This window comes from Pseudomonas sp. GW821-FHT02B10, from assembly GCF_059421865.1.
In genome coordinates, this window is record NZ_JBWKVU010000004.1 from 54274 (window position 1) to 74219 (window position 19946).

At 65.6% G+C, this 19946-nt stretch carries 19 protein-coding genes; 12 read left to right on the plus strand and 7 right to left on the minus strand.

The annotated features are described in order from the left end of the window. Window positions 1-63 precede the first annotated feature (63 nt). On the plus strand, window positions 64-921 hold the full coding sequence (locus tag AC07VU_RS10750) for a DUF2242 domain-containing protein (RefSeq protein ID WP_495029842.1): 858 nt from the start codon (window positions 64-66) through the stop codon (window positions 919-921). Window positions 922-1049: 128 nt separating this feature from the next. After that, entirely contained in the window at window positions 1050-1247 is a 198-nt protein-coding gene (locus AC07VU_RS10755; RefSeq protein WP_125738070.1) for a hypothetical protein, read from the plus strand. A 17-nt stretch (window positions 1248-1264) separates the two neighbouring features. Here AC07VU_RS10755 and AC07VU_RS10760 read toward each other — a convergent pair whose 3' ends face one another. Beyond that, entirely contained in the window at window positions 1265-2302 is a 1038-nt protein-coding gene (locus AC07VU_RS10760) for an AraC family transcriptional regulator (RefSeq protein WP_007927193.1), read from the minus strand. A 4-nt stretch (window positions 2303-2306) separates the two neighbouring features. Continuing rightward, window positions 2307-3437 (minus strand): carbon-nitrogen hydrolase family protein, encoded by a 1131-nt coding sequence (locus AC07VU_RS10765; RefSeq protein WP_495029843.1) that lies wholly within the window; start codon window positions 3435-3437, stop codon window positions 2307-2309. A 211-nt stretch (window positions 3438-3648) separates the two neighbouring features. On the opposite strand from AC07VU_RS10765, the gene AC07VU_RS10770 reads away from it, so the two are divergent. Both AC07VU_RS10770 and AC07VU_RS10775 read left to right on the plus strand, forming a co-directional pair. After that, on the plus strand, window positions 3649-5688 hold the full coding sequence (locus tag AC07VU_RS10770) for an oxidoreductase (protein ID WP_495029844.1): 2040 nt from the start codon (window positions 3649-3651) through the stop codon (window positions 5686-5688). Between the two features lie 204 nt (window positions 5689-5892). After that, the gene (locus AC07VU_RS10775; RefSeq protein ID WP_495029845.1) at window positions 5893-6828 is read left to right on the plus strand and encodes a 1-aminocyclopropane-1-carboxylate deaminase/D-cysteine desulfhydrase; all 936 of its coding nucleotides are present in this window, start codon (window positions 5893-5895) and stop codon (window positions 6826-6828) included. On the opposite strand, the gene AC07VU_RS10780 is transcribed toward AC07VU_RS10775, so the two are convergent. The 3 genes from AC07VU_RS10780 to AC07VU_RS10790 form a co-directional block, all read right to left on the minus strand. Continuing rightward, on the minus strand, window positions 6825-7373 hold the full coding sequence (locus AC07VU_RS10780; protein WP_274304057.1) for a cytochrome b: 549 nt from the start codon (window positions 7371-7373) through the stop codon (window positions 6825-6827). The two genes, AC07VU_RS10775 and AC07VU_RS10780, sit on opposite strands and share 4 nt — an antisense overlap. Before the next feature lie 169 nt (window positions 7374-7542). After that, entirely contained in the window at window positions 7543-8370 is an 828-nt protein-coding gene (gene phnX / locus AC07VU_RS10785; RefSeq protein ID WP_495029846.1) for a phosphonoacetaldehyde hydrolase, read from the minus strand. A gap of 110 nt (window positions 8371-8480) precedes the next feature. Further along, complete coding sequence (locus AC07VU_RS10790) at window positions 8481-9590, minus strand: 2-aminoethylphosphonate--pyruvate transaminase (RefSeq protein ID WP_495029847.1); 1110 nt, start codon at window positions 9588-9590, stop codon at window positions 8481-8483. 128 nt (window positions 9591-9718) lie between these two features. Between AC07VU_RS10790 and AC07VU_RS10795 the strand changes: the two genes are divergently transcribed. Together AC07VU_RS10795 and AC07VU_RS10800 are read left to right on the plus strand one after the other, a co-directional pair. Further along, a complete protein-coding gene (locus AC07VU_RS10795; protein ID WP_495029848.1) occupies window positions 9719-10582 on the plus strand; it encodes a LysR substrate-binding domain-containing protein in 864 nt (287 codons plus the stop codon). A 206-nt stretch (window positions 10583-10788) separates the two neighbouring features. Continuing rightward, on the plus strand, window positions 10789-11493 hold the full coding sequence (locus tag AC07VU_RS10800) for a YebC/PmpR family DNA-binding transcriptional regulator (protein WP_007927175.1): 705 nt from the start codon (window positions 10789-10791) through the stop codon (window positions 11491-11493). A gap of 85 nt (window positions 11494-11578) precedes the next feature. Here AC07VU_RS10800 and AC07VU_RS10805 read toward each other — a convergent pair whose 3' ends face one another. Both AC07VU_RS10805 and zapE read right to left on the minus strand, forming a co-directional pair. Next, window positions 11579-12892: a leucine-rich repeat-containing protein kinase family protein gene (locus tag AC07VU_RS10805; RefSeq protein ID WP_101338507.1), complete on the minus strand. Its 1314-nt coding sequence runs from the start codon at window positions 12890-12892 to the stop codon at window positions 11579-11581. 93 nt (window positions 12893-12985) lie between these two features. Then, window positions 12986-14131: a cell division protein ZapE gene (gene zapE / locus AC07VU_RS10810; RefSeq protein WP_495029965.1), complete on the minus strand. Its 1146-nt coding sequence runs from the start codon at window positions 14129-14131 to the stop codon at window positions 12986-12988. Window positions 14132-14416: 285 nt separating this feature from the next. Here zapE and AC07VU_RS10815 point away from each other — a divergent pair, with 285 nt between their 5' ends. From AC07VU_RS10815 to AC07VU_RS10840, 6 genes are all read left to right on the plus strand, one after another. Then, a complete protein-coding gene (locus tag AC07VU_RS10815) occupies window positions 14417-14941 on the plus strand; it encodes a Csu type fimbrial protein (RefSeq protein ID WP_007923574.1) in 525 nt (174 codons plus the stop codon). Window positions 14942-15040: 99 nt separating this feature from the next. Beyond that, window positions 15041-15580, plus strand: a complete 540-nt coding sequence (locus AC07VU_RS10820) for a Csu type fimbrial protein (RefSeq protein WP_495029849.1) — start codon at window positions 15041-15043, stop codon at window positions 15578-15580. 20 nt (window positions 15581-15600) lie between these two features. Beyond that, window positions 15601-16134, plus strand: a complete 534-nt coding sequence (locus AC07VU_RS10825; RefSeq protein WP_274304052.1) for a Csu type fimbrial protein — start codon at window positions 15601-15603, stop codon at window positions 16132-16134. A gap of 4 nt (window positions 16135-16138) precedes the next feature. Continuing rightward, on the plus strand, window positions 16139-16639 hold the full coding sequence (locus AC07VU_RS10830) for a Csu type fimbrial protein (RefSeq protein ID WP_495029850.1): 501 nt from the start codon (window positions 16139-16141) through the stop codon (window positions 16637-16639). A 27-nt stretch (window positions 16640-16666) separates the two neighbouring features. Then, window positions 16667-17458 (plus strand): fimbrial biogenesis chaperone, encoded by a 792-nt coding sequence (locus AC07VU_RS10835; protein ID WP_274304051.1) that lies wholly within the window; start codon window positions 16667-16669, stop codon window positions 17456-17458. A 127-nt stretch (window positions 17459-17585) separates the two neighbouring features. After that, complete coding sequence (locus tag AC07VU_RS10840; RefSeq protein WP_495029966.1) at window positions 17586-19943, plus strand: fimbria/pilus outer membrane usher protein; 2358 nt, start codon at window positions 17586-17588, stop codon at window positions 19941-19943. Window positions 19944-19946: the final 3 nt, after the last annotated feature.

Here is a 19946-nt window from a genome sequence, read left to right on the forward strand (position 1 = left end):
GTGCGCCCAGTGGCGTCGAACTGTTGCACAATACGCCCCGGACCGTTTTCCTCAGGATTTTCGATGCATAGATCATTTCACCTGCGTGCTGCCGGGTTGACGCTGCTGCTGGCGGCCGTCGCCGGTTGTTCGTCGCAGAAGACCGCCATTTACGAGCATGAAAACTTCGATGACTCTGGCACTTTTTCGCGCAATTACCCGGTGAATGAGACGGCGTCCTGCGAGGCCGCCCGTCGCGCCTTGCTCAGCCAGGGCTACATCATCACCAGCAGCGATCCGAAGCTGGTCAGTGGTCACAAGAGCTTCCAGCAGACCGGCGAAACCCACATGGAGATCAGCTTCAGCGTGGTGTGCGCCCAGGATGGCAACACCGGCCACCGTTCCACGGTGTTCGCCAACGCCCTGCAAGACCGTTATGCCCTGAAGAAGGTCAACAACTCGGCAAGCCTGGGGGTGGGTGTGCTGGGTTCGGTGTCGATGCCGATCGGCTCGACCGACGACTCGATGGTCAAGGTCGCCAGCGAGACGGTTTCCTCGGCGAAGTTCTACGAGCGTTATTTCGCCCTGGTGGAGCTGTTCCTGCCGCAGGAAGCGAAAAAGGCCGCGCACATCATCGAGAAACCCAAGACCGATCTGGGCGTGCCCGAACCCAAGCCCGCTGAGCCTGCCGCAGCGCCGGCCCCGGCCCCAGTGACGCCCCAACCGGCGCCTGTTGCACCGGCTGCCGAGCCGACTCCGGCCACCCCTCCGGTTGCGCCAGCCGAATCGAACCTCTCGCAACCGCTGGCACCACCGGCGGAAGCGGCGCCCATTGCGCCGAGCACACCTGCCGAGCCGACGCCGCCCACCGAAATCGTTACCCCGCCTCCCGCCAGCACCTTACCGGCCCCGACAGAGCCGATTCCGGCGCTGCCACAGTAAGCATCTGCGGATAGCTGCGAGATCGACCCAGATGTCGATCCCGCGGTTGCCGAGCCTCTCTGAAAATATCTTTGCCAGCCCACGGTAAATCCGTTGCCAGCTGCTACGTTCCATTTGAGGGACGCAGATTGCGCACGGTATTTTTTCTGTCATACCGGCACTTTATGCTGGTGGCCAAGGTCAGTAAGAAGACTACTCAGCGAGCAGATTACCTACACCCCACACACAAGGAGTCCGCCATGGACGATTACCAAGAAGAACTGCTGGAATTCCAGGCTTTCGAACTGGACCCGCTGGAACCCGCAGAAGACGCCACCGAGCTGTAACGCCGGTGGCGTTTTTTTTAGGCGGACTGCCGGTGGCTGCGACGAAATTCACCCGGTGTCTGGCCGCTCCAGCGCTTGAAGGCGCGTTGAAAGGCCTCGGCTGAGGCAAACCCCAACAGATAGGCAATTTCCCCGAAGGCCAGTTCGGTATCGCGAATGTAGGTCATGGCCAGGTCGCGACGGGTGTCGTTGAGAATGGCGCGAAACTGCGTGCCTTCCTCGGCCAGTTTGCGGCGCAAGGTCCAGGTTGGCAGCTTCAGGCGTGCCGCCACTTCTTCCAGGTCGGGCTCCCGGCCACCATTGAGCAAAGGCCCCAGCAACTGAGTGATGCGTTCACGCAGGCTGCGGGTACGGGTCAGTTGCTCCAGTTCCCGTTCACACAGTTGCAGCAGATGGCGCCAGGTACTGGGGCAGTGCTCGACATTGCGCTGGGCCAGGGTGGCCTGGCTCAGGCGCAGCTGATTGTGCTCGGCGCCGAACTGGATCGGGCAATCCCCCAGGCTGGTGTAGCGTTCGCGGTAATCGGTCTGGGCAAACTCGATCTCGATGCGTTCGGCCTTGACCGGTAAACCGAGGCTGCCCAGTTGCTGGAGCCAGCCGGCCAGGATCGAATCCACCACAAAGCGGTTGTAAGCGTTATAGGGGCTGATGGAGTAGAAGCGCAGCCAGGCGCCGTCGGCGTCTTCGTGGAAGCTCGACTGGCCGCGATAGTTCGAGCCATACAGAGCCTCGAAGCGGGTCAGGCATCGCGCAGCTTCACGTACGGTCGGCGCCTGGGCGGCGGTGACGCCCGCCAGCCCGGCCTGGCTCAGGCGGCTGAGCTGGCCCATGCGCAGCCCCAGCGCCGGATCGCCGGTCAGTTGAATCGCCGCGTGGCCCAGGCGCATGTAACGGGGAATCGACAGCCGCGCTCCGGCCTCGGCCAGGCGTGCGGTATCCAGTCCGTATTGTTCCAGCAGCGGCTGCGGGTCGAGGCCATGGCTGCGCACGGCGTCCGCCAGGCTATGGACGAAGCCCACCGACAGGTCTCCGAGGCGCATCGGCTGGGGCTTCATGGATTTACAACCAGATATTCAGCAAGCGCGCGCCACGGGCATCGCCATCGGCGAAGTGCTCGCCGTTGCTGTTGATGAAGCTTTGCCCGGCGCTGCCCTGATCCCAGAACTGGCCGCGCAGAAACACGCTGACACCGGCGCTGGCCAGGCTGCTGGGCGCGCGGCTGGTCAGGGTCAGGCGGCGCCAGGCTTCGCCTTCGCTGACTTCTTCCGGCTTGAGGCTGACCTCGCTCGGGGTCGAGAGATTCTTGTAGCCACGCCACGGCCGGTCCCAGGCGCCGCGGTCCATGACGAAGGCCGGGACCGCCACCAGTTGCGCGCCCTGGGCGTTGAGCTTGCGGTAGTTGTCCGGGTACCAGCTGTCGCTGCCGATCAGCACACCCAGGCGGCCGGCCGGGGTGTCGACCACCTGGACAGCCTGGTCGGTGCTGGCCTGGATAAAACCGCGTTCGTCGAAGGTCGGGTACAGCTGGCGTTGCGGTTGGCCGATCGGCAGGCCGTCGCTGCCGAAGACCAGGGTGGTGTTGTACAGCGCGCCGCTGCCGATGCGCAGGTTGCTGCCTTCGATCACCGGCTCGGGCAGGACAATGGAGCCGGCCACCAGGGTGATACCAAATTCCTTGGCCAGGCCGCCGAACAGCCGCTGGTATTGATCGGCCATGCTCCTGGCCTTCATCCGCAGGTGCGCGTCGTCCAGGCGATTGTCACCCTTGGCGGTGATCAGCGCGCGCAGGAAGGGCAGTGGGTTGCTCACCGCCAGCCAGTTCATCGCCTCTTTCAGGCTGGCGGCCTGGTACAGCTCGTTTTTCTCGCCGCTGACCATTAGCCAGGTGCCAATGTGCTCCGGCAGCACCACCACAGTCTTTTCATTCAACAGTCCCTGGTCCCGGGCCTGCTGCAGGTAGGCCGCAAGCTTGCGGTGCAGGCGCTCGGGGCTCTGGTAATCGGTGGGGAACAGCTCGGGCTGGATGCCCAGCAGATTGCCGTGATCGGCGGGAGTGCCCTGGTCCACCGCGAGCTGGATGCGCAGGTCGGAAAGGTAGTGACCGATCGGCCGCTCGCGGGTCCACAAGGCGTAGCTGGTCAGGGCGGCAATCAGGGCCAGGGTGAAGGTGAAATACAGAAGTTTGCGCATGGGAAGACAGTCGGCAGCCGTGTGCGGGATTCGCTGACTAGGGTAGGGCCCATGTCCGCGATTGCCAAGGCCGGGCTGCGCATTTGGATCAATAAGTTGTCAGTTACGGTCATTGAGCGCCTTGGGGGCTGCTCTTAGTCTGTCGAACATGACCGACGGAGGCCGCAGAGCTTCCGCATTTTTTCCGTGATCGTTCGATGTGGAGTTACCGATGGCCGCCGCTCACTACCCGCATTTGCTGGCCCCGCTGGACCTGGGCTTTACCACCCTGCGCAACCGTACCCTGATGGGCTCGATGCACACCGGCCTGGAAGAAAAGCCCGGTGGCTTCGAGCGCATGGCCGCCTACTTCGCCGAGCGCGCCCGCGGCGGCGTCGGCTTGATGGTCACCGGCGGCATCGGCCCCAATGACGAAGGCGGCGTGTACTCCGGCGCGGCCAAGCTGACCACCGAGGAAGAAGCGCTCAAGCACCGCGTCGTCACCCGCGCGGTCCACGAGGCGGGCGGCAAGATCTGCATGCAGATCCTCCACGCCGGGCGTTATGCCTACAGCCCGAAACAGGTGGCACCGAGCGCGATCCAGGCGCCGATCAACCCGTTCAAGCCCAAGGAGCTGGACGAAGAAGGCATCGAGAAACAGATCCGCGACTTCGTCACCTGCTCCACCTTGGCGCAGCAGGCCGAGTACGACGGCGTCGAGATCATGGGTTCCGAGGGCTACTTCATTAACCAGTTTCTCGCCGCGCACACCAACCACCGGACCGACCGCTGGGGCGGCAGCTACGAAAACCGCATGCGCCTGCCGGTGGAAATCGTCCGCCGCGTGCGCGAAGCGGTAGGCCCGAACTTCATCATCATCTTCCGCCTGTCGATGCTCGACCTGGTGGAAGGCGGCAGTACCTGGGAAGAAATCGTGCAACTGGCCCAGGCCATCGAGCAGGCCGGCGCGACCCTCATCAATACCGGGATCGGCTGGCACGAAGCGCGGATCCCGACCATCGCCACCAAGGTGCCGCGTGCCGCCTTCAGCAAGGTCACGGCCAAGCTGCGCGGTTCGGTATCGATCCCGCTGATCACCACCAACCGCATCAACACCCCGGAAGTCGCCGAGCAGATCCTCGCCGAAGGCGACGCCGACATGGTTTCCATGGCGCGGCCGTTCCTCGCCGACCCGGAGTTCGTCAACAAGGCGGCCGCGGGGCGTGGCGACGAAATCAATACCTGCATCGGCTGCAACCAGGCCTGCCTGGACCACACCTTTGGCGGCAAGCTCACCAGCTGCCTGGTCAACCCGCGGGCCTGCCACGAGACCGAGCTCAACTATTTGCCGGTGCAGCAGATCAAGAAGATCGCTGTGGTCGGCGCCGGCCCCGCTGGGCTGTCAGCCGCGACCGTGGCGGCCGAGCGTGGCCATCAGGTGACGCTCTTCGATTCGGCCAGCGAAATCGGCGGCCAGTTCAATGTCGCCAAGCGCGTGCCGGGCAAGGAAGAGTTCTTCGAAACCCTGCGCTACTTCAAGCGCAAACTGCAGACCACCCACGTCGAGCTGTGCCTGAACCGCCGGGTCGATGTCGAGCAACTGGTGGCCGGCGGCTATGACGAAATCATCCTGGCCACCGGTATCGCCCCGCGCACACCGGCAATCCCGGGCGTCGACAACGCCAAGGTCCTGAGCTACCTGGACGTGCTCTTGCAGCGCAAGCCGGTGGGCCAGAAAGTGGCGGTGATCGGGGCTGGCGGCATCGGCTTCGACGTCTCCGAGTTCCTCGTGCATCAGGGCGTGGCCACCAGCCAGGACCGTGAAGCGTTCTGGAAGGAGTGGGGCATCGATACGCACCTGGAGGCCCGTGGTGGCGTCGCCGGCATCAAGCCCGAGCGTCATGCCCCGGCGCGCCAGGTGTTCCTGCTGCAGCGCAAGACCTCCAAGGTCGGCGACGGCCTGGGCAAGACCACCGGCTGGATCCACCGCACCGGCCTGAAGAACAAGCAGGTGCAGATGCTCAACAGCGTCGAATACCTGAAGATCGACGACGCCGGCCTGCACATCCGCATCGGCGAGAGTGGCGAACCGCAGGTCTTGCCGGTGGACAACATCGTGATCTGCGCCGGCCAGGACCCGCTGCGCGAACTGCACGAAGGCCTGGTGGCCGCCGGGCAGAACGTGCACTTGATCGGTGGCGCCGACGTGGCCGCCGAGCTGGACGCCAAGCGCGCGATCAACCAGGGCTCGCGCCTGGCCGCCGAACTCTGATCCGCCGCTAATCATGGCCACCGCGACGAGCGCGGTGGCCTGATTACGTCCGCTGCGTGGCCGATCGCAGCCTGCGCCAGCGGTTACACCGGGGATCAGGTAGTCGCTGGCGAAGCCTGCGATCGGGGCCGCAGGACCCGCTATCAGGGACTCCGCGGTTTTGCTGATAGACTCCCGCCTCACTCCTTCCAAACCTCCCCATCCATGGCGTTTCCTGCTTCCTTCGACTGGCTGCCCAGCGCACCCTTGCAACCCCTGGACCTCGACTGGCTGACCGAGGCCGGGGTCGAGGTGGCGGTCTTGCGCCTGGACCAGATCGACCCGCTGATCTCCGGCAACAAGTGGTTCAAGCTCGCCCCGCATCTGGCGGCGGCGAGCCAAGCCGGCGCTCGGGGCATCATCAGCCTGGGCGGCGCGCACTCCAATCACCTGCACGCGCTGGCGGCCGCCGGCAAGCGTTTTGGTTTCGCCACCGTGGGGTTGCTGCGCGGCCATCCGCAGGACACGCCCACCGTGCTCGACCTGCAAGGCTTTGGCATGCAGCTGCACTGGCTCGGTTACGCCGGCTACCGGGCGCGGCATGAGCCTGATTTCTGGCAACCCTGGCAGGCGCAGTACCCCGGGCTGTTCCCGGTGGCGGAGGGCGGTGGCGGCCTGCTCGGGGCGACCGGCTGCATGCCCCTGGTGAACCAGCTGCGCAGCCAGCTGGATGCCATGGGTTGGGACGACTATCACGGCTGGTGGCTGGCCGCCGGCACCGGTACCACCCTGGCCGGGCTGGTGCTGGGGGAGGCTGGCGCCCACCCGGTGTATGGCGCCTTGGCGGTGCCGGACGATCATGGCGTCGCGCAACAGGTGGCGGCGATTGTGCGGGAGGCGGGGCTGCAGGCTGCGCGCTATGAACTGCTCGACGGCAGTCGTGGCGGTTTCGCCAAGGTCGACCCGCTGCTGCTGGAATTTATCGAGGAGAGCGAACGGCACAGCGGCATCCCCCTGGAGCCGCTGTACACCGGCAAGGCCTTGCTGGCCCTCAAGCAACAGGTCGAGGCCGGGCGGTTTGCCGCCGGCAGCCGCCTGGTCTTCGTGCATACCGGCGGCTTGCAGGGCCGCCGGGGGTTCGCCGCGCCGGCGCAGCCTTAGCCGCGCTTGGGCAGCATGCGTTGCAGGGTGTTGTCGCGCATAAAGTAGTGGTGATAGAGCCCGGCCACCGCATGCAACCCGATCAGCCAGTAGCCGACGGTGCCTAGCAGCCCGTGCCAGCCTTCGACCTGCTTGGCGAACTGCTTGTCTTCAGCCACCAGCAGCGGCAGGTCGATGCCGTAGAACATCACCTGATGGCCTTCGGCGCTGGTGATCAGCCAGCCGAGGATCGGCATGGCGATCATGAACAGGTACAGGGCCCAGTGCATCAGCTTGGCCAGGATCGTCTGCCAGCTCGGCGGGGTCGGCAGGATCTTCGGCGCCACCCCCAGGCTGCGGGCGAACAGGCGTAGCCAGACCAGCACGAACACGGTCAGGCCGAGCATGAAGTGCGCTTCCTTGATCAGCGTCCGGCCACCGCTGCCCTTGGGGAAAATGCCGCGCAGTTCGATGCAGGCGTACACCGCGATCAACAACACCAGCATCAGCCAATGCAATGCAATCGACACCGTACTGTAACGGCTGTCGGAGTTCTTCCAGGGCATAGATCCTTCCTCGTTCATCAGGTCAGTTGTCTCCGTTCTTAACGACGGAGTGCTGTAACTGTAATCCTGTTTCCGAGGCTCTGCCCGGGGCAAATGCGCGGTTTGAGCGGGTAGCGGAAAAAAAACGGCAGCCGCGGATCGGGGCTGCCGTTGGGGGGCAAGTGGCCGATCAGCTGCTTTGCGGCATCTCGCCGTTGGCCAGGCGCTGGTTGATGTCGGCGATCACCTGCGGCAGGTCGCTGATGGTGTCGATCATGTAGTGCGGGCGCGAGCCTTCGAACAACGCGTGGATGCGCTGGCGCTCGCTGGCCAGGGTGTCGCTGCCCAGGGCGCGATAACCTTCGTAGGTCAGCCCCAGGGCATTGCCGGAGCAGATCAGGGCCACGGTCCACATGCCGGCGCGACGGCCTTCGAGAATGCCCGGCACGGTGTCGTCGATCTTCACGCAGGCGGCGACATCGTCGATCCCCAGGGCGATCACGTTGGCCAGGGCCTGGGCCGGCCATGGGCGGCCGTTCGGTACTTCATCGGTGGCCACCACATGGTCGGCGACGTAGCCATGGGTCGCGGCCAGTTCCACCACCTTGTCCATGACCTGCTTCGGGTAGCCGGAGCAGGAGCCGATCTTTATGCCTTGCTGGCGCAGGTTGGCGATGGTCTCCAGGGCGCCGGGAATCAGCGCCGAATGTTCGGCGATCTTTTCGATCTGCAGCGGCATGAAGCGCTGGTAGATGGCGGTGACATCCTCGTCGGTCGGGGTGCGGCCGAACACCTGGCGATAACGCTCGGCAACCTGCGGCAGGTCGCACAGGGTGCGGATATGGTCCCACTTGCCCATGCCCATCGGGCCGCGGGCTTCTTCGATGGAGACCTGCACATCGAACTCGGCGAAGGCTTCGACGAAGATCTGGGTCGGGGCGAAGGAGCCAAAATCGACCACGGTGCCGGCCCAGTCGAGGATGGCGGCTTGCAGCTGGTTGGGGGTGTTGTAGTGCATGTCTGGAAAACCCGTGTAGGAGCGAGCTTGCTCGCGAAAAAAGTTGGGGGGCCGCGCCGTCTGTATCGCGAGCAAGCTCGCTCCTACAGGCCGTGTGGTGGTTGTGGTAGTCAGATATCCAGCACTTGCATTTCCCGCAGCACGTCGGCGATGGCCTGGACCGCGGTGCGTATCCCGGCCGGGTCGACATGGCCGATGCAGCCGACGCGGAAGGTTTCGACCTGGGTCAGCTTGCCGGGATAGAGGATGAAACCCTTGGCCTTGACCCGTTCGTAGAACTCCTTGAACTGGTAGCGCGGATCTTTCGGTGCGTGGAAGGTGACGATGATCGGCGCCTGGATCGCCGTCGGCAGGAAGCTGCGCAGGCCCAGGCGCGCCATGCCGTCGAGCAGCGCCTGGCAGTTGGCGGCATAGCGCTGGTGGCGCGCCGGCAGGCCGCCTTCTTCGTGGTATTGCAGTAGCGCTTCGTGCAGCGCCGCGACCACATGGGTCGGTGGCGTGAAGCGCCATTGCCCGGTCTTGGCCATGTAGCCGTGCTGGTCGTGCAGGTCCATCGCCAGCGAGTGCGAGTTGCCGGCGGCCGCGGCCAGGGCTTCCTTGCGGGTGAAGACGAAGCCCATGCCGGGGACGCCTTCCAGGCATTTGCCGGACGCGGCGATCAGCGCGTCGAATGGCACCTGTCGGGCATCGATCGGCAGCGCGCCGAAGGAACTCATGGCGTCGATGATCAGGCGTTTGCCATGCCCGGCCACGACCTGAGCGATCTCCGGCAGCGGGTTGAGGATGCCGGTGCTGGTTTCGCAGTGGATCAGCGCCACATGGCTGATGGCGGCATCGGCTCGTAGCAGGCGATCGACGTCGGCGGCGCTGGTCGGCTGGTCCTCGGCGGTTTCGAAGGTGCTGAAGTCGCGGCCCAGCACTGCGCAGATCTTCGCCAGGCGCTTGCCGTAGGCACCGTTGATCAGCACCAGCACCTTGCCGCCCCGTGGCACCAAGGTGCCGATGGCGGCTTCTACGGCGAAGGTGCCGCTGCCTTGCAGGGGCACGCAGTGGTGGCTGGCGGCGCCGTTGACGATGGCCAGCAGCTGTTCGCAGAGGCTGGCGGTCAGCTGGTTGAAACACTCATCCCAGGAACCCCAGTCCACCAGCATCGCCTGGCGAGTGCGGGCCGAGGTGGTCAGGGGGCCGGGGGTGAGCAGGATGGGCTCGGCAGTACTCAATTCGGGTGTCCTCGCAGAAACGCTGTGGGATGCGCTTGGGATAAAAACTACGGGGCCTAAATTGCAGTTTGGCTCTTTATCAATCAAATTGTTTGTCGTTATGCCAGCCATAAGTGAGGCCGATAGATATGAACCTGTTCCAACTGCGCGCATTCGATGCCGTGGCCCGTGAAGGCAGCTTCACCCGGGCCGCGGCGCGGCTGTTCATCAGCCAGCCGGCGGTCACCGGGCATATCAAGGCGCTGGAAGAGCACTACCAGATCACTCTGCTGCGGCGTACCGCGCGCCGGGTCGAACTGACGGAAGAGGGCACCCGGCTGGCGGCGATCACCCGCGCCATGTTTGGCCTGGCCGAAGAGGCCCAGGCCATGCTCGAAGCCAACCGGCAACTGCTCACCGGGCGCCTGGAAGTGGCGGCGGACGGCCCGCATCTGGTGATGCCGATGCTTGCCAGCCTGCGCGAGCGCTATCCGGGGATTACCGTCAACCTGCGCCTGGGCAATGCCCAGGAAACCCTGGCGGCGCTGCTTTCGGAGCACGCCGATGTGGCGGTGCTGACCGAGGTCGAACCGCGCAAGAGCCTGCATTTGCAAAGCCTTGGCGAGTCGCGGATCTGCGCGCTGGTGCCGCAGGGCCATCCATGGCTGGCCGAGCCCGAAGGCGTGCGGCTGGAGCGACTGGACCAGGTGATCATGGTCCTACGCGAGCCCAGCTCGATTACCCGCCGCACCTTCGACCAGGCCTGCGTCCAGGCCGGGGTCAACCCCAAGGTGCTGCTGGAGCTGGACAGCCGCGAGGCGGTGACCGAGGCGGTGGCGGCGCAACTGGGGGTGGGCGTGGTGTCGTCGCTGGAACTCAGCCCGGACCCGCGGGTGCGGGCGGTGCCGATCATCGGCGAGGGGCTGTTGAACCGGCACATGCTCGGCTGCATGGAGCGGCGCCGGGAGTTGCGCTTGATCCAGGCCTTCCTGGGACTGGCCCCCACAGGCTGACACTGAACCTGTAGCCGCTGCCGCAGGCTGCGATCGGCCCGGAACCGGACGCGCTCTTGAGGCCCCGGGAAGTTTGCCGCAGCCTGCGACCGCGGCTACAGGTCGCGGATCTGACTTTTTGGTCGATTGGTGCCTTCAGGCCGTATAAACTTGCCCATCGCGTCGGCCACATCCAACTCGACGCCACAGATCAAAGAGAGTGAGTAATGGGCGCACAGTGGAAGGTTAAACACAAAGAAGCAGCAGCCAACGCCAAGGGCAAGATCTTCGGCAAGCTGGTCAAAGAGATCACCATTGCTGCCCGCAACGGCGCTGACGTCGCCACCAACGCACACCTGCGTCTGGTGGTGGAGCAGGCGAAAAAGGCCTCGATGCCCCGCGAGACCCTGGAGCGTGCGATCAAGAAAGGTTCGGGCCAGCTCGGCGAGACCGTGCAGTACCACCGCGTGACCTACGAAGGTTTCGCGCCGCACCAGGTGCCGCTGATCGTCGAATGCGTGACGGACAACATCAACCGCACCGTGGCGGAAATCCGCGTGGCCTTCCGCAAGGGCCAGCTGGGCGCTTCCGGTTCGGTGTCCTGGGACTTCAACCATGTCGGCATGATCGAAGCCGCGCCGGACAGCCCGGACGCCGATCCGGAGCTGGCGGCCATCGAAGCCGGGGCCCAGGATTTCGAGCCGGGGGACGAGGGCGCGACCCTGTTCCTGACCGAGCCTGCCGACCTCGACGCGGTGCAGAAGGCCCTGCCCGAGCAAGGCTTCACCGTGCTCTCGGCCAAGCTCGGCTACCAGCCGAAGAACCCGGTCAGCGGCCTGTCCGACGAGCAGATGGCAGAAGTCGAAGCCTTCCTCGAAGGCCTGGACAACCATGACGACGTGCAGGACATGTTCGTCGGCCTGGCGGGTTGAGCCCGGCCCGGTGAATCGCGCTACCTGAGCGATTCTTGCGCCAGCCGGCAAGCTCCAGCAGGAGCGAGTTGGCTGGCGATGCTCTTCAAATCCCCCGCAACACGTCCCCGACTTCGGCAAATCCCGGTCGCGCCAGCACCTGCGGCTGACAGCAGTCGTTGACCAGCGCCGCCAGGCGTTCATGCTGCCGCGGGCTCAGGCCCGACTCGATCCTTGCCAGCAACTCCTCCAGCAGAATGCCGAAGGCCCGCACTTCGATGCGTTGCAGGGCCCGGGTTTCCTCGGTGTCGGCCAGCGCATGGAAGGACGCCGCGCCAAAATCCCCCAGCAGGCACTCGCCCTGTGGGTTCCACAGAATGTTATGGCCGTACAGGTCGCCGTGGGTGATGCCCTGGTGGTGCAAGTGCGCACCGACCGAAGCGATGCCGCGGGCCATGCGCAAGGCTGCGTCGGCGCTGAAACGGGTGCGCTCGTCGTAGATGTCCCGGGTACAGGAGGCCAGGCTCGGCAAGGCCGCCAGGTTGCGGTAGCTCGGCTCGATCAACTGCATCACCAGGCCGTTCTGCCCTTCGGGATGATCGCTGATCCGGCCTTCGACCCGGATCAGGTTCGGGTGCCGGCCGGCGCTGATGCAGGCGTTCATTTCATGCAGCGGCGAGCCGTCGCTGGTCATGCTGCCCTTGTACAGCTTGACCGCCACCTCGCTTGGCGCTTGCCCGGGGGGCTGCCAGCGGGCCTGGTGAATCACTCCGGACGCGCCTTCGCCCAGGCGCTGCTGCACTTCCAGCTCGGCCCAGGGAATGCGTGCCACCGATTCCAGCGCCGCGGCGTCGGCCTCGGATTCCAGCGGGTTGCCGGCATAGGCCAGCCAGGTCAGGCGCGGCAGGCCAAGCAGGAAGGCCGGCAGTGCGCTGAGCCGGTTGGCGGCGATGCGGATCAGCTCCAACTGCTGGCATTGGCCGAGGCTCTGGGGCAACCGGGTCAGGCGGTTGCCGGAGAGCATCAACTTTTGCAGGTGCGGGCGCTGGCCCAGCTCGTCCGGCAGTTCCTCGATGCGGTTGTCGGTGAGGATCAGCCAGCGCAACAGCGGCGGCAGGGCGGCGGCGGGCACCCGCTCGATGCGGTTGGCCTTGAAGCCGACCATGCTCAGTTGCGCGCACTGGCCGACACAGGCCGGCATCTCGGTGAAGAGGTTATCGGAGCAGAACAGCACCCGCAGGCGGGTCAGGCGGTGCAAGTCGTCCGGCAGGCTGCTCAGGGCATTGCCGCTGAGGTTGAGGACTTCCAGCGAGTCCGCCAGGTCGAAGATTTCCCGGGGGAATTCGCTCAGCCCGCAAGACAGGTCCAGACGCTTGAGCCCGGTCAATTGGCCGGCTCGCAGTTGGGCAAGGGTATCCATGAACAGGTTCGACACTCAGGCAGGAGGAGGGCGCGTGGCCCTGGAAATGGCCGCCATGATAGCGGCGTGGAGCAGTGGGTGGCGACCGCCGGTTCAGCCCGGCGGCGTATCCGCGCTGATTTCCTGCAGCTGGCCCAGGCGGCTGCGGGTGCGCGCCAGGTCGATGGCGTTACCGCCCAGGCTTTCACGCAGGGAGCGTTCGCCGATCAGAGTCAGGTGCTTGTCCTGGTCGTACAGCACGTCGATCAGGTTGATAAAGCGTTGCTGCACGGCAATCGGGCATTCGCCCAGCTCGGGCAGCTCGTCGATGATCCAGTGGTCGAAACGCCGGCTCAGCTCCAGGTAGTCCATGACCGCGGTCGGCTGTTCGCACAGGTCACTGAAGGCAAAACCCACGCTGTGTTGTTCGCACAACCGTACCTGGAGCTGACGCGCGCCGACCATCAGCGCCGAGGTCGGGCCGTTGCGCCGCGGCAGACCCAGGCTCAGGCGTTGCTGCTCGCTGCCGGGCCACAGGTAACGGCCCTGGGTGAACACCTGCTGCGAATGGCTGCGGGGCTGGCTGCGGTAGTCGTGGGGGCCGCCGACCTCCATCACCTGCATGCGGCTGCCGATCAGGTCGATCACCGGTTTGAAGCGCGCATGGTAGAGCGGGTTGGGCAGCAAGCCCTGGGGCGCGTAGTTGGAGGTCACCAGCAGCAGGATGCCGCGCAGGAACAGGGCCTTGAACAGCCGCGTGATCAGCATCGCATCGCCGATGTCGTGGACATGGAACTCGTCGAAGCACAATACGCGGCAGTCGTTGAGCAGTTCGTCGAGGGTGGCCTGCAGGGCGTCGGGCTGCTCGCCGTGGCGGAACATGCCCTGATGCAATTGGGCGAAGAAATCGTGGAAGTGCAGGCGCTGTTTTTCCGCCAGCGGGATGGCGCGGAAGAAACCGTCCAGCAGCCAGCTCTTGCCCCGTCCCACCGCGCCATAAAGGTACAGGCTGCGGCTGGCGTTTGGCTTGGCGTCTGGCTGGAGCAGGGCGTTGGCCTGCTGGGCCATGTAGTCGATCACCCGCTGCTGGCTGTGGCTCAGGGTGTAGCCCTGGTCGTGGGCCTTGTGCCGGAAATACTCGTGAATCACTCGGCCGTGGCTGGTGCTGGCGGCGGGCCGGGCGAAGGCCTTGCCGAAGAACGCGCGCAGCCTGGGCCAGCGCGATGGGCGTAGCGAGCGGTTTGGCGGTAAAGCGGCCAATGGTGTCACCCCGATGGTTCCAGGCCCGCTCCCCCCCTGGAACCGGCGCGGTAATTTAACCAATCCCCGGCCCGGCATCCAGCGCTGTCTGACGGCGCTGATTTATTCTACGGAAAGTTCTGGTCGGTACAGTTTTTTGCCCGTGTCACTGTGTTCGACCCTGGTGCATCGGGCACCCAAGGGGGTGTTTCATTGGCGGGCGGCTTGCCCCCGGCGCTGGCGATTTCCCTGGCGCTGACTAACCTGAGCTGTACCTATCGTTCCTCAAAAGGATTGAGGCGTTGAATGGCAAGCCGGTTTTTTGCAGTCATGAGCATGCTGCTCGCCGCAACAGCATCGGCCGTGGAACTCCAGGTGGAGGTCCGGGTCGACGTGCAGCGTGGCTGCCAGCTGGTGGGACAGCAGCGCGACGCCGGCGTCGAGCAACTGGGCGTGCTGGATTTCGGCAGCAGCCCGCGTCTCGACAACCCCGCCGGCCCCCTCAGCGCGGCGTTGCTCGACACTCGCCTGCCCAGGCTCGAGTGCAACCCGGACACCCCTTATCAAGTGCGCGTCGATGGTGGGCAACACGGGGGCGTCGGCGAAGTGCGCTACCTGGCCGGCAGTGCCGCACACAGCAAACCCATTCCCTATCGCCTGTACCAGGACGCGGCCCGGCGCATTCCGCTGCCGGTGAATGTGCCGGTGAGCGGCCGGGTTCCGGACTCGGGTTCGGTGGACCTGCCGTTGTACGGGCGGATCGAGCCGCTGGCCGAGATCCCGCGGGTCAGCCGTTATTCCGATCTGCTGAAAGTGACGGTCACCTGGTAGTGGCGGCGCGGGAGCTGCCCGGTGGATTCGGGCAGCGCAGGGAGACCGCGCACCAAGGGCGGTCAAGGTGAGAGAACCCATGGCTCCAGGAGGGCGGCGATGACGATCAGAAGCTGGGCGCTGGCCGCCCTGGGTTCGTTGCTCTTGCCGGCTGGCGACGCGCAAGCGGCGATCAGCGGGCAGATACACGCGCGGCTGACCATTATCGCCGGCTGTGAAGTGACCAATGGTGCGACCCGCACGCCCGAGAATCCGGTCGACGACTTCGGCCTGCTGGATTTCGGCCAGCATGGCCCGACCTGGAGTGCGCCCCTGAGAGCCAATGTCAGCGGTAGCGGCAGCGGGCGCCTGGAGGTGGCCTGCAACCCGTCGGTGACCGGTTTCACCGTGACCATCGACGGCGGCCGCAATGGCGACGGCAATACCCGGCGCCTGAGCAATGGTCGCCAGACCATTGCCTATCGGCTGTTCCTCGATGCCTCCGGCGGCGACAGCTACAGCATCGGTCAGCAACGCAATTTCGCCGTTACCAGTGGGGCCCAGGTACCGATCCCGGTGTTTGGCTCGGTGGTCGCGAATAGCCGGGCGCTGCCGGCAGGGGTCTACACCGACACCCTGACGGTGACGCTGGATTGGTAAACCCAAAGAGGACGAATGTCATGCACATGCTTGTATCCCGGATCGCCTTGTCGCTGCTTGGACTGGTCATGTTTTCCGTGGCCCAGGCCGCGACGGTCACCGGCCAGATCACGTCCAGCCTGATTCTCACCAGCAGTTGCCAGGTCAATGGCGCGGGCGGCAGCAGCGGCCTGAACTTCGGCGCCCTGAACTTCGGCACCACCGACAGCCTGTTCACCCAGGCTACGGCCCAGGTACTCGGTGGCGGCGGCGGGGCCTTGTCGATCCTCTGCTCCAGTGGCACCAGCCCGGTGGTGACGGTCCGCGCGGGCACCCATGACGGCCAGTCCGCCGGCGGCACCCGGGCCCTGGCCGATGGTAGCGGCAACTTCGTGCCTTACGACTTGTACACCGACTCCGGGCACACGCAGCTCCTGGCCATCGACGATGCCATCAACCTGGCCACCAGCACCGGCGTGGCGCAGACCGTCAATATCTACGGCAAGGCGCTCGGCAAGGCTGGCCTGCCGGCGGGCACCTACACCGATACCGTCGCTGTCGAACTGACTTTCTGACGCCATGGCCCGTCACGCGTGCGCGGCGCTGGTACTGCTCGGTGCCAGCAGCCTGCCGCTGCCCCTGGCGGCGGTGACCAGCCAGAGCTTCCAGGTCAGCGCCACGGTGGTCGCCGGGTGCCTGGTGGTGGGTGGCGTGAGCAATTACGGCAACCTGAACTTCGGCAGCCAGTCGGCGTTGTCCACCAGCACTTTGCAGGTCGCCCTGGCGAACAGCGTGCAACTGCAATGCACGCCGGGGGTGACCCTGAACATGAGCGTCGACGGCGGCCAGTACAACAGCAGCGGACGGCACATGCAGCTCGATGGCGGCAGTGCGCGGGTGGCTTATCAGCTGTTCCGCGACGCCGCGTTCAGCCAGAGCCTGAGCATCGGCCAGAGCGTGGCGGTGGCCTATAGCGACGCGAACAACATCAGCCTGCCGATCTACGGCCAGGTGCAATTACCGGGTAATCAGCCTGGGGGGACGTACAGCGATGTGCTGCAGGTGCAGCTGTCGTGGTGATGGAGCAAGACCATAAGGAGTAGCGGTATGTATTCGACTTCCCGGCGGTTGCAGGTCGTTGCTTGTGCCGTGCTGGCCATGGCGTTGCTGGGGGCGGTTCAGGCAAGGGCCGCCAGCTCGGTGCTGATCTGGCCGATCGACCCGGTGCTGGAGGCCGACCAGCAGGCTAGTGCGCTGTGGCTGGAAAACCGCGGCACGGAAACCGCGAACCTGCAGATCCGGGTCTTTGCCTGGAGCCAGAGCGGCTTCGAGGACCAGTACCAGAACCAGCGGGAGGTGATCGGCAGCCCGCCGGTGGCGAAGATCGCGCCCGGGCAGAGGCAACTGGTGCGCCTGACCCGGACCCGCGAAGTCCCGCCCGGCCAGGAGCTGGCCTACCGGATCATCATCGATGAGATCCCCTTGGCGCAGCCGCCGATCCCCGAAGGCGAGGGCAAGACGGCGGCGGCCATCCGTTTCCAGATGCGTTATTCGGTGCCGCTGTTCGCCTACGGTGCCGGGCTCTGGAGCAAGGAAGACAGCACTCGCCAGCGTGATCCGAAAAGCGCCGGCGTGCCCCAGCTGAGCTGGCGCAAGGTGGCGGTGGATGGCCGCAATTACGTCGAGGTCCGCAACCAGGGCGCGGTGCATGCGCGCCTGACCGATGTGGCGCTCAAGCAGGCGGGGCAGACCCGGCCGCTGGTGGAAGGGCTGCTGGGCTACGTGCTGCCGGGGGCGATCATGCGTTGGCCGGTGCCCGCCGCGCCAACCGCGGACGCGGCGTTGCAGGTGCGGGTCAATGGCGCGCCGCAGGTGCAGAACGTTGCGCCGGCCCGCTGAGGCCATCTACCGCTGCGGGCAGACAAGGTTGCGGGGCTGTCCGGCGATCGGCGATTCAGGCTGACCGGTAGCGGCAGTCACTGCAAGCCATGGAAGAAAGGTGTCCATCGATGGGCGTAACGCTTCAATGAACCTCGGCGCGGCTCGTCGTTTCTGGCGCCCGGGGTGGGCGGTGAGCGGGCTGTGTTGCTGGGTGTTCGCCTCCGGCAGCCTGGGTGGCGAACTGCCGCCGCCGCCCAGCGGCATGGAAGCGATCAGCGATGCCCAACTGTTTCTGGAACTGGTGGTCAATCAGATGAATACCGGGCGAGTGATCGCCGTCGAGCAACGTGCCGGACGCCTGTTCGTACCGGCCCAGGCCCTGCGAGAAAGCGGGATGAAATTGCCCGAAGGGCTCGACGCCCAGGTCGCCCTCGACAGCCTGCAAGGGCTGCACAGCGACTACGACAGCCAGGGCCAGCGGCTGTTGCTGGAGGTTCCGCCGGACTGGCTGCCGGAGCAATTGATCGGCAGCCGCCAGGCCTATCCACGAACCCCGGCGCTGAGCAGTTTCGGCGCCTTGCTCAATTACGATCTGTACCTCAACGACACCGACGATGCCGGCACCTACCTGGCGGCCTGGAACGAGGTGCGGCTGTTCGACGGCTGGGGCACCCTGTCCAACACCGGCCAGTACCGGCGGACCTTTTCCGGCCTGGGCGAGGGCACGCTGAACAACGGCTACCGGCGCTATGACACCACCTGGCGTTACTCCGACGACGAGCGTTTGCTGACCTACGAGGCCGGCGACCTGGTCAGTGGCGCCTTGCCCTGGAGCAACTCGGTGCGCCTGGGCGGTGTGCAACTGTCGCGCGATTTTGCCGTGCGCCCGGACCTGGTGACCTACCCCTTGCCGCAGTTCGCCGGGGAGGCGGCGGTGCCGTCCTCGGTGGACCTGTTTATCAACGGCTACAAGTCCAGCAGCGCCGACCTGCAGCCGGGGCCCTACACCCTGACCAATATCCCGTTCATCAACGGTGCCGGTGAAGCCGTGGTGGTGACCACCGATGCCCTGGGGCGACAGGTGTCCACCACCGTGCCGTTCTATGTCACCAGCAGCCTGCTGCAAAAAGGCCTGAGCGATTTCTCGGTGGCCGCCGGGACCCTGCGCCGCGACTACACGCTGCGGGACTTCAGCTACGGCCCCGGCGTCACTTCCGGCAGCCTGCGCTACGGCCTGAGCGACAACCTGACCCTGGAAGGCCACGCCGAGGCGGCGCAGTCCCTGACCCTTGGCGGCTTCGGCGGCAACCTGCGCCTGGGCAATTTCGGCGTGCTCAACAGCGCCATCAGCCAGAGCCGCTTCGACGGCCAGGGTGGGCAGCAGGTCAGCCTCGGTTACCAGTACAGCAGCCAGCGCTACAGCCTGTCCTACCAGCGGATGCAGCGCCGCGATGGCTACGCCGACCTGACGGTGGTGGACAGCCCCTACGCCAGCCTCAGCCAGCGCAGCGAACAGCTGACCCTGAGCCTCAACCTCGAGCGCTACGGCAGCCTCGGCGCCGGCTATTTCGATGTGCGCGCCGCGGACGACTCGCGCACCCGCCTGCTCAACCTGACCTGGAGCAAGCCGCTGTGGCGCAGCAGCAGTTTCTACCTGTCGGCCAACCGCGAGATCGGCGACAGCAACTGGGCGGTCCAGGCCCAGCTGGTGATTCCGTTCGACCTTCACGGCAGCCTGAGCCTGAGCAGCGAGCGCAGCAAGGACGGGCAGGACCGGCAGCGGGTCAACTACAGCCGGGCGGTGCCCAGCGAAGGGGGCGTCGGCTTCAATCTCGGTTATGCCCAGGGCGATGCGCCGGCCTACCGCCAGGCCGACCTGACCTGGCGTTTGCAGTCGGTGCAATTGCAGGCCGGGGTCTATGGTTCCAGCGAGGCCGAAACCCGCTGGGCCGACGCCAGTGGTTCGCTGGTGTGGATGGACCATCAGGTGTTTGCCGCCAACCGCATCGACGACGCCTTTGTGGTGGTCAGCACCGACGGCTACCGGGATATTCCGGTGCGCTATGAAAACCAGCTGGTGGGACGCACCGATAAGAACGGCCATCTGTTGGTGCCCTGGAGCAGCGCCTATTACCGCGGCAAATACGAGATCGACCCGCTGAACCTGCCGGCCAACGTGCAGAGCCCGCTGGTCGAACAGCGGGTCGCGGTGCGTCGCGGCAGTGGCTACCTGGTGGCGTTCCCCTTGACCCGCATCGTCGCCGCCAGCGTGGTCCTGGTGGACGCCCGGCACCAGGAGCTGCCCCTGGGCAGCCTGGTGACCCACGAGCAGAGCGGCGCCCAGGCAGTGGTGGGTTGGGATGGCCTGGTGTACCTGGAAAACCTGGCGCCGAACAACAGCCTGCGGGTCAGCCTGGCCGACGGCAGCAGTTGCCAGGTGAGCTTTACCCTGGAGCCGGAGCAGGAACAGGTGCCGTTGATCGGGCCTTTGGTGTGTCAGTGAGGA

Bases quoted from the DNA above. Each gene is read 5' to 3' on its own strand.
- AC07VU_RS10820 (WP_495029849.1), top strand. From the start codon at position 15,041: ATGACGATCAGAAGCTGGGCGCTGGCCGCCCTGGGTTCGTTGCTCTTG.
- AC07VU_RS10770 (WP_495029844.1), top strand. From the start codon at position 3,649: ATGGCCGCCGCTCACTACCCGCATTTGCTGGCCCCGCTGGACCTGGGC.
- AC07VU_RS10815 (WP_007923574.1), top strand. From the start codon at position 14,417: ATGGCAAGCCGGTTTTTTGCAGTCATGAGCATGCTGCTCGCCGCAACA.
- AC07VU_RS10775 (WP_495029845.1), top strand. From the start codon at position 5,893: ATGGCGTTTCCTGCTTCCTTCGACTGGCTGCCCAGCGCACCCTTGCAA.
- phnX (WP_495029846.1), bottom strand. From the start codon at position 8,370: ATGCACTACAACACCCCCAACCAGCTGCAAGCCGCCATCCTCGACTGG.
- AC07VU_RS10805 (WP_101338507.1), bottom strand. From the start codon at position 12,892: ATGGATACCCTTGCCCAACTGCGAGCCGGCCAATTGACCGGGCTCAAG.
- AC07VU_RS10825 (WP_274304052.1), top strand. From the start codon at position 15,601: ATGCACATGCTTGTATCCCGGATCGCCTTGTCGCTGCTTGGACTGGTC.
- AC07VU_RS10800 (WP_007927175.1), top strand. From the start codon at position 10,789: ATGGGCGCACAGTGGAAGGTTAAACACAAAGAAGCAGCAGCCAACGCC.
- AC07VU_RS10835 (WP_274304051.1), top strand. From the start codon at position 16,667: ATGTATTCGACTTCCCGGCGGTTGCAGGTCGTTGCTTGTGCCGTGCTG.
- AC07VU_RS10760 (WP_007927193.1), bottom strand. From the start codon at position 2,302: ATGAAGCCCCAGCCGATGCGCCTCGGAGACCTGTCGGTGGGCTTCGTC.
- AC07VU_RS10795 (WP_495029848.1), top strand. From the start codon at position 9,719: ATGAACCTGTTCCAACTGCGCGCATTCGATGCCGTGGCCCGTGAAGGC.
- AC07VU_RS10840 (WP_495029966.1), top strand. From the start codon at position 17,586: ATGAACCTCGGCGCGGCTCGTCGTTTCTGGCGCCCGGGGTGGGCGGTG.
- AC07VU_RS10750 (WP_495029842.1), top strand. From the start codon at position 64: ATGCATAGATCATTTCACCTGCGTGCTGCCGGGTTGACGCTGCTGCTG.
- AC07VU_RS10780 (WP_274304057.1), bottom strand. From the start codon at position 7,373: ATGCCCTGGAAGAACTCCGACAGCCGTTACAGTACGGTGTCGATTGCA.
- AC07VU_RS10765 (WP_495029843.1), bottom strand. From the start codon at position 3,437: ATGCGCAAACTTCTGTATTTCACCTTCACCCTGGCCCTGATTGCCGCC.
- AC07VU_RS10830 (WP_495029850.1), top strand. From the start codon at position 16,139: ATGGCCCGTCACGCGTGCGCGGCGCTGGTACTGCTCGGTGCCAGCAGC.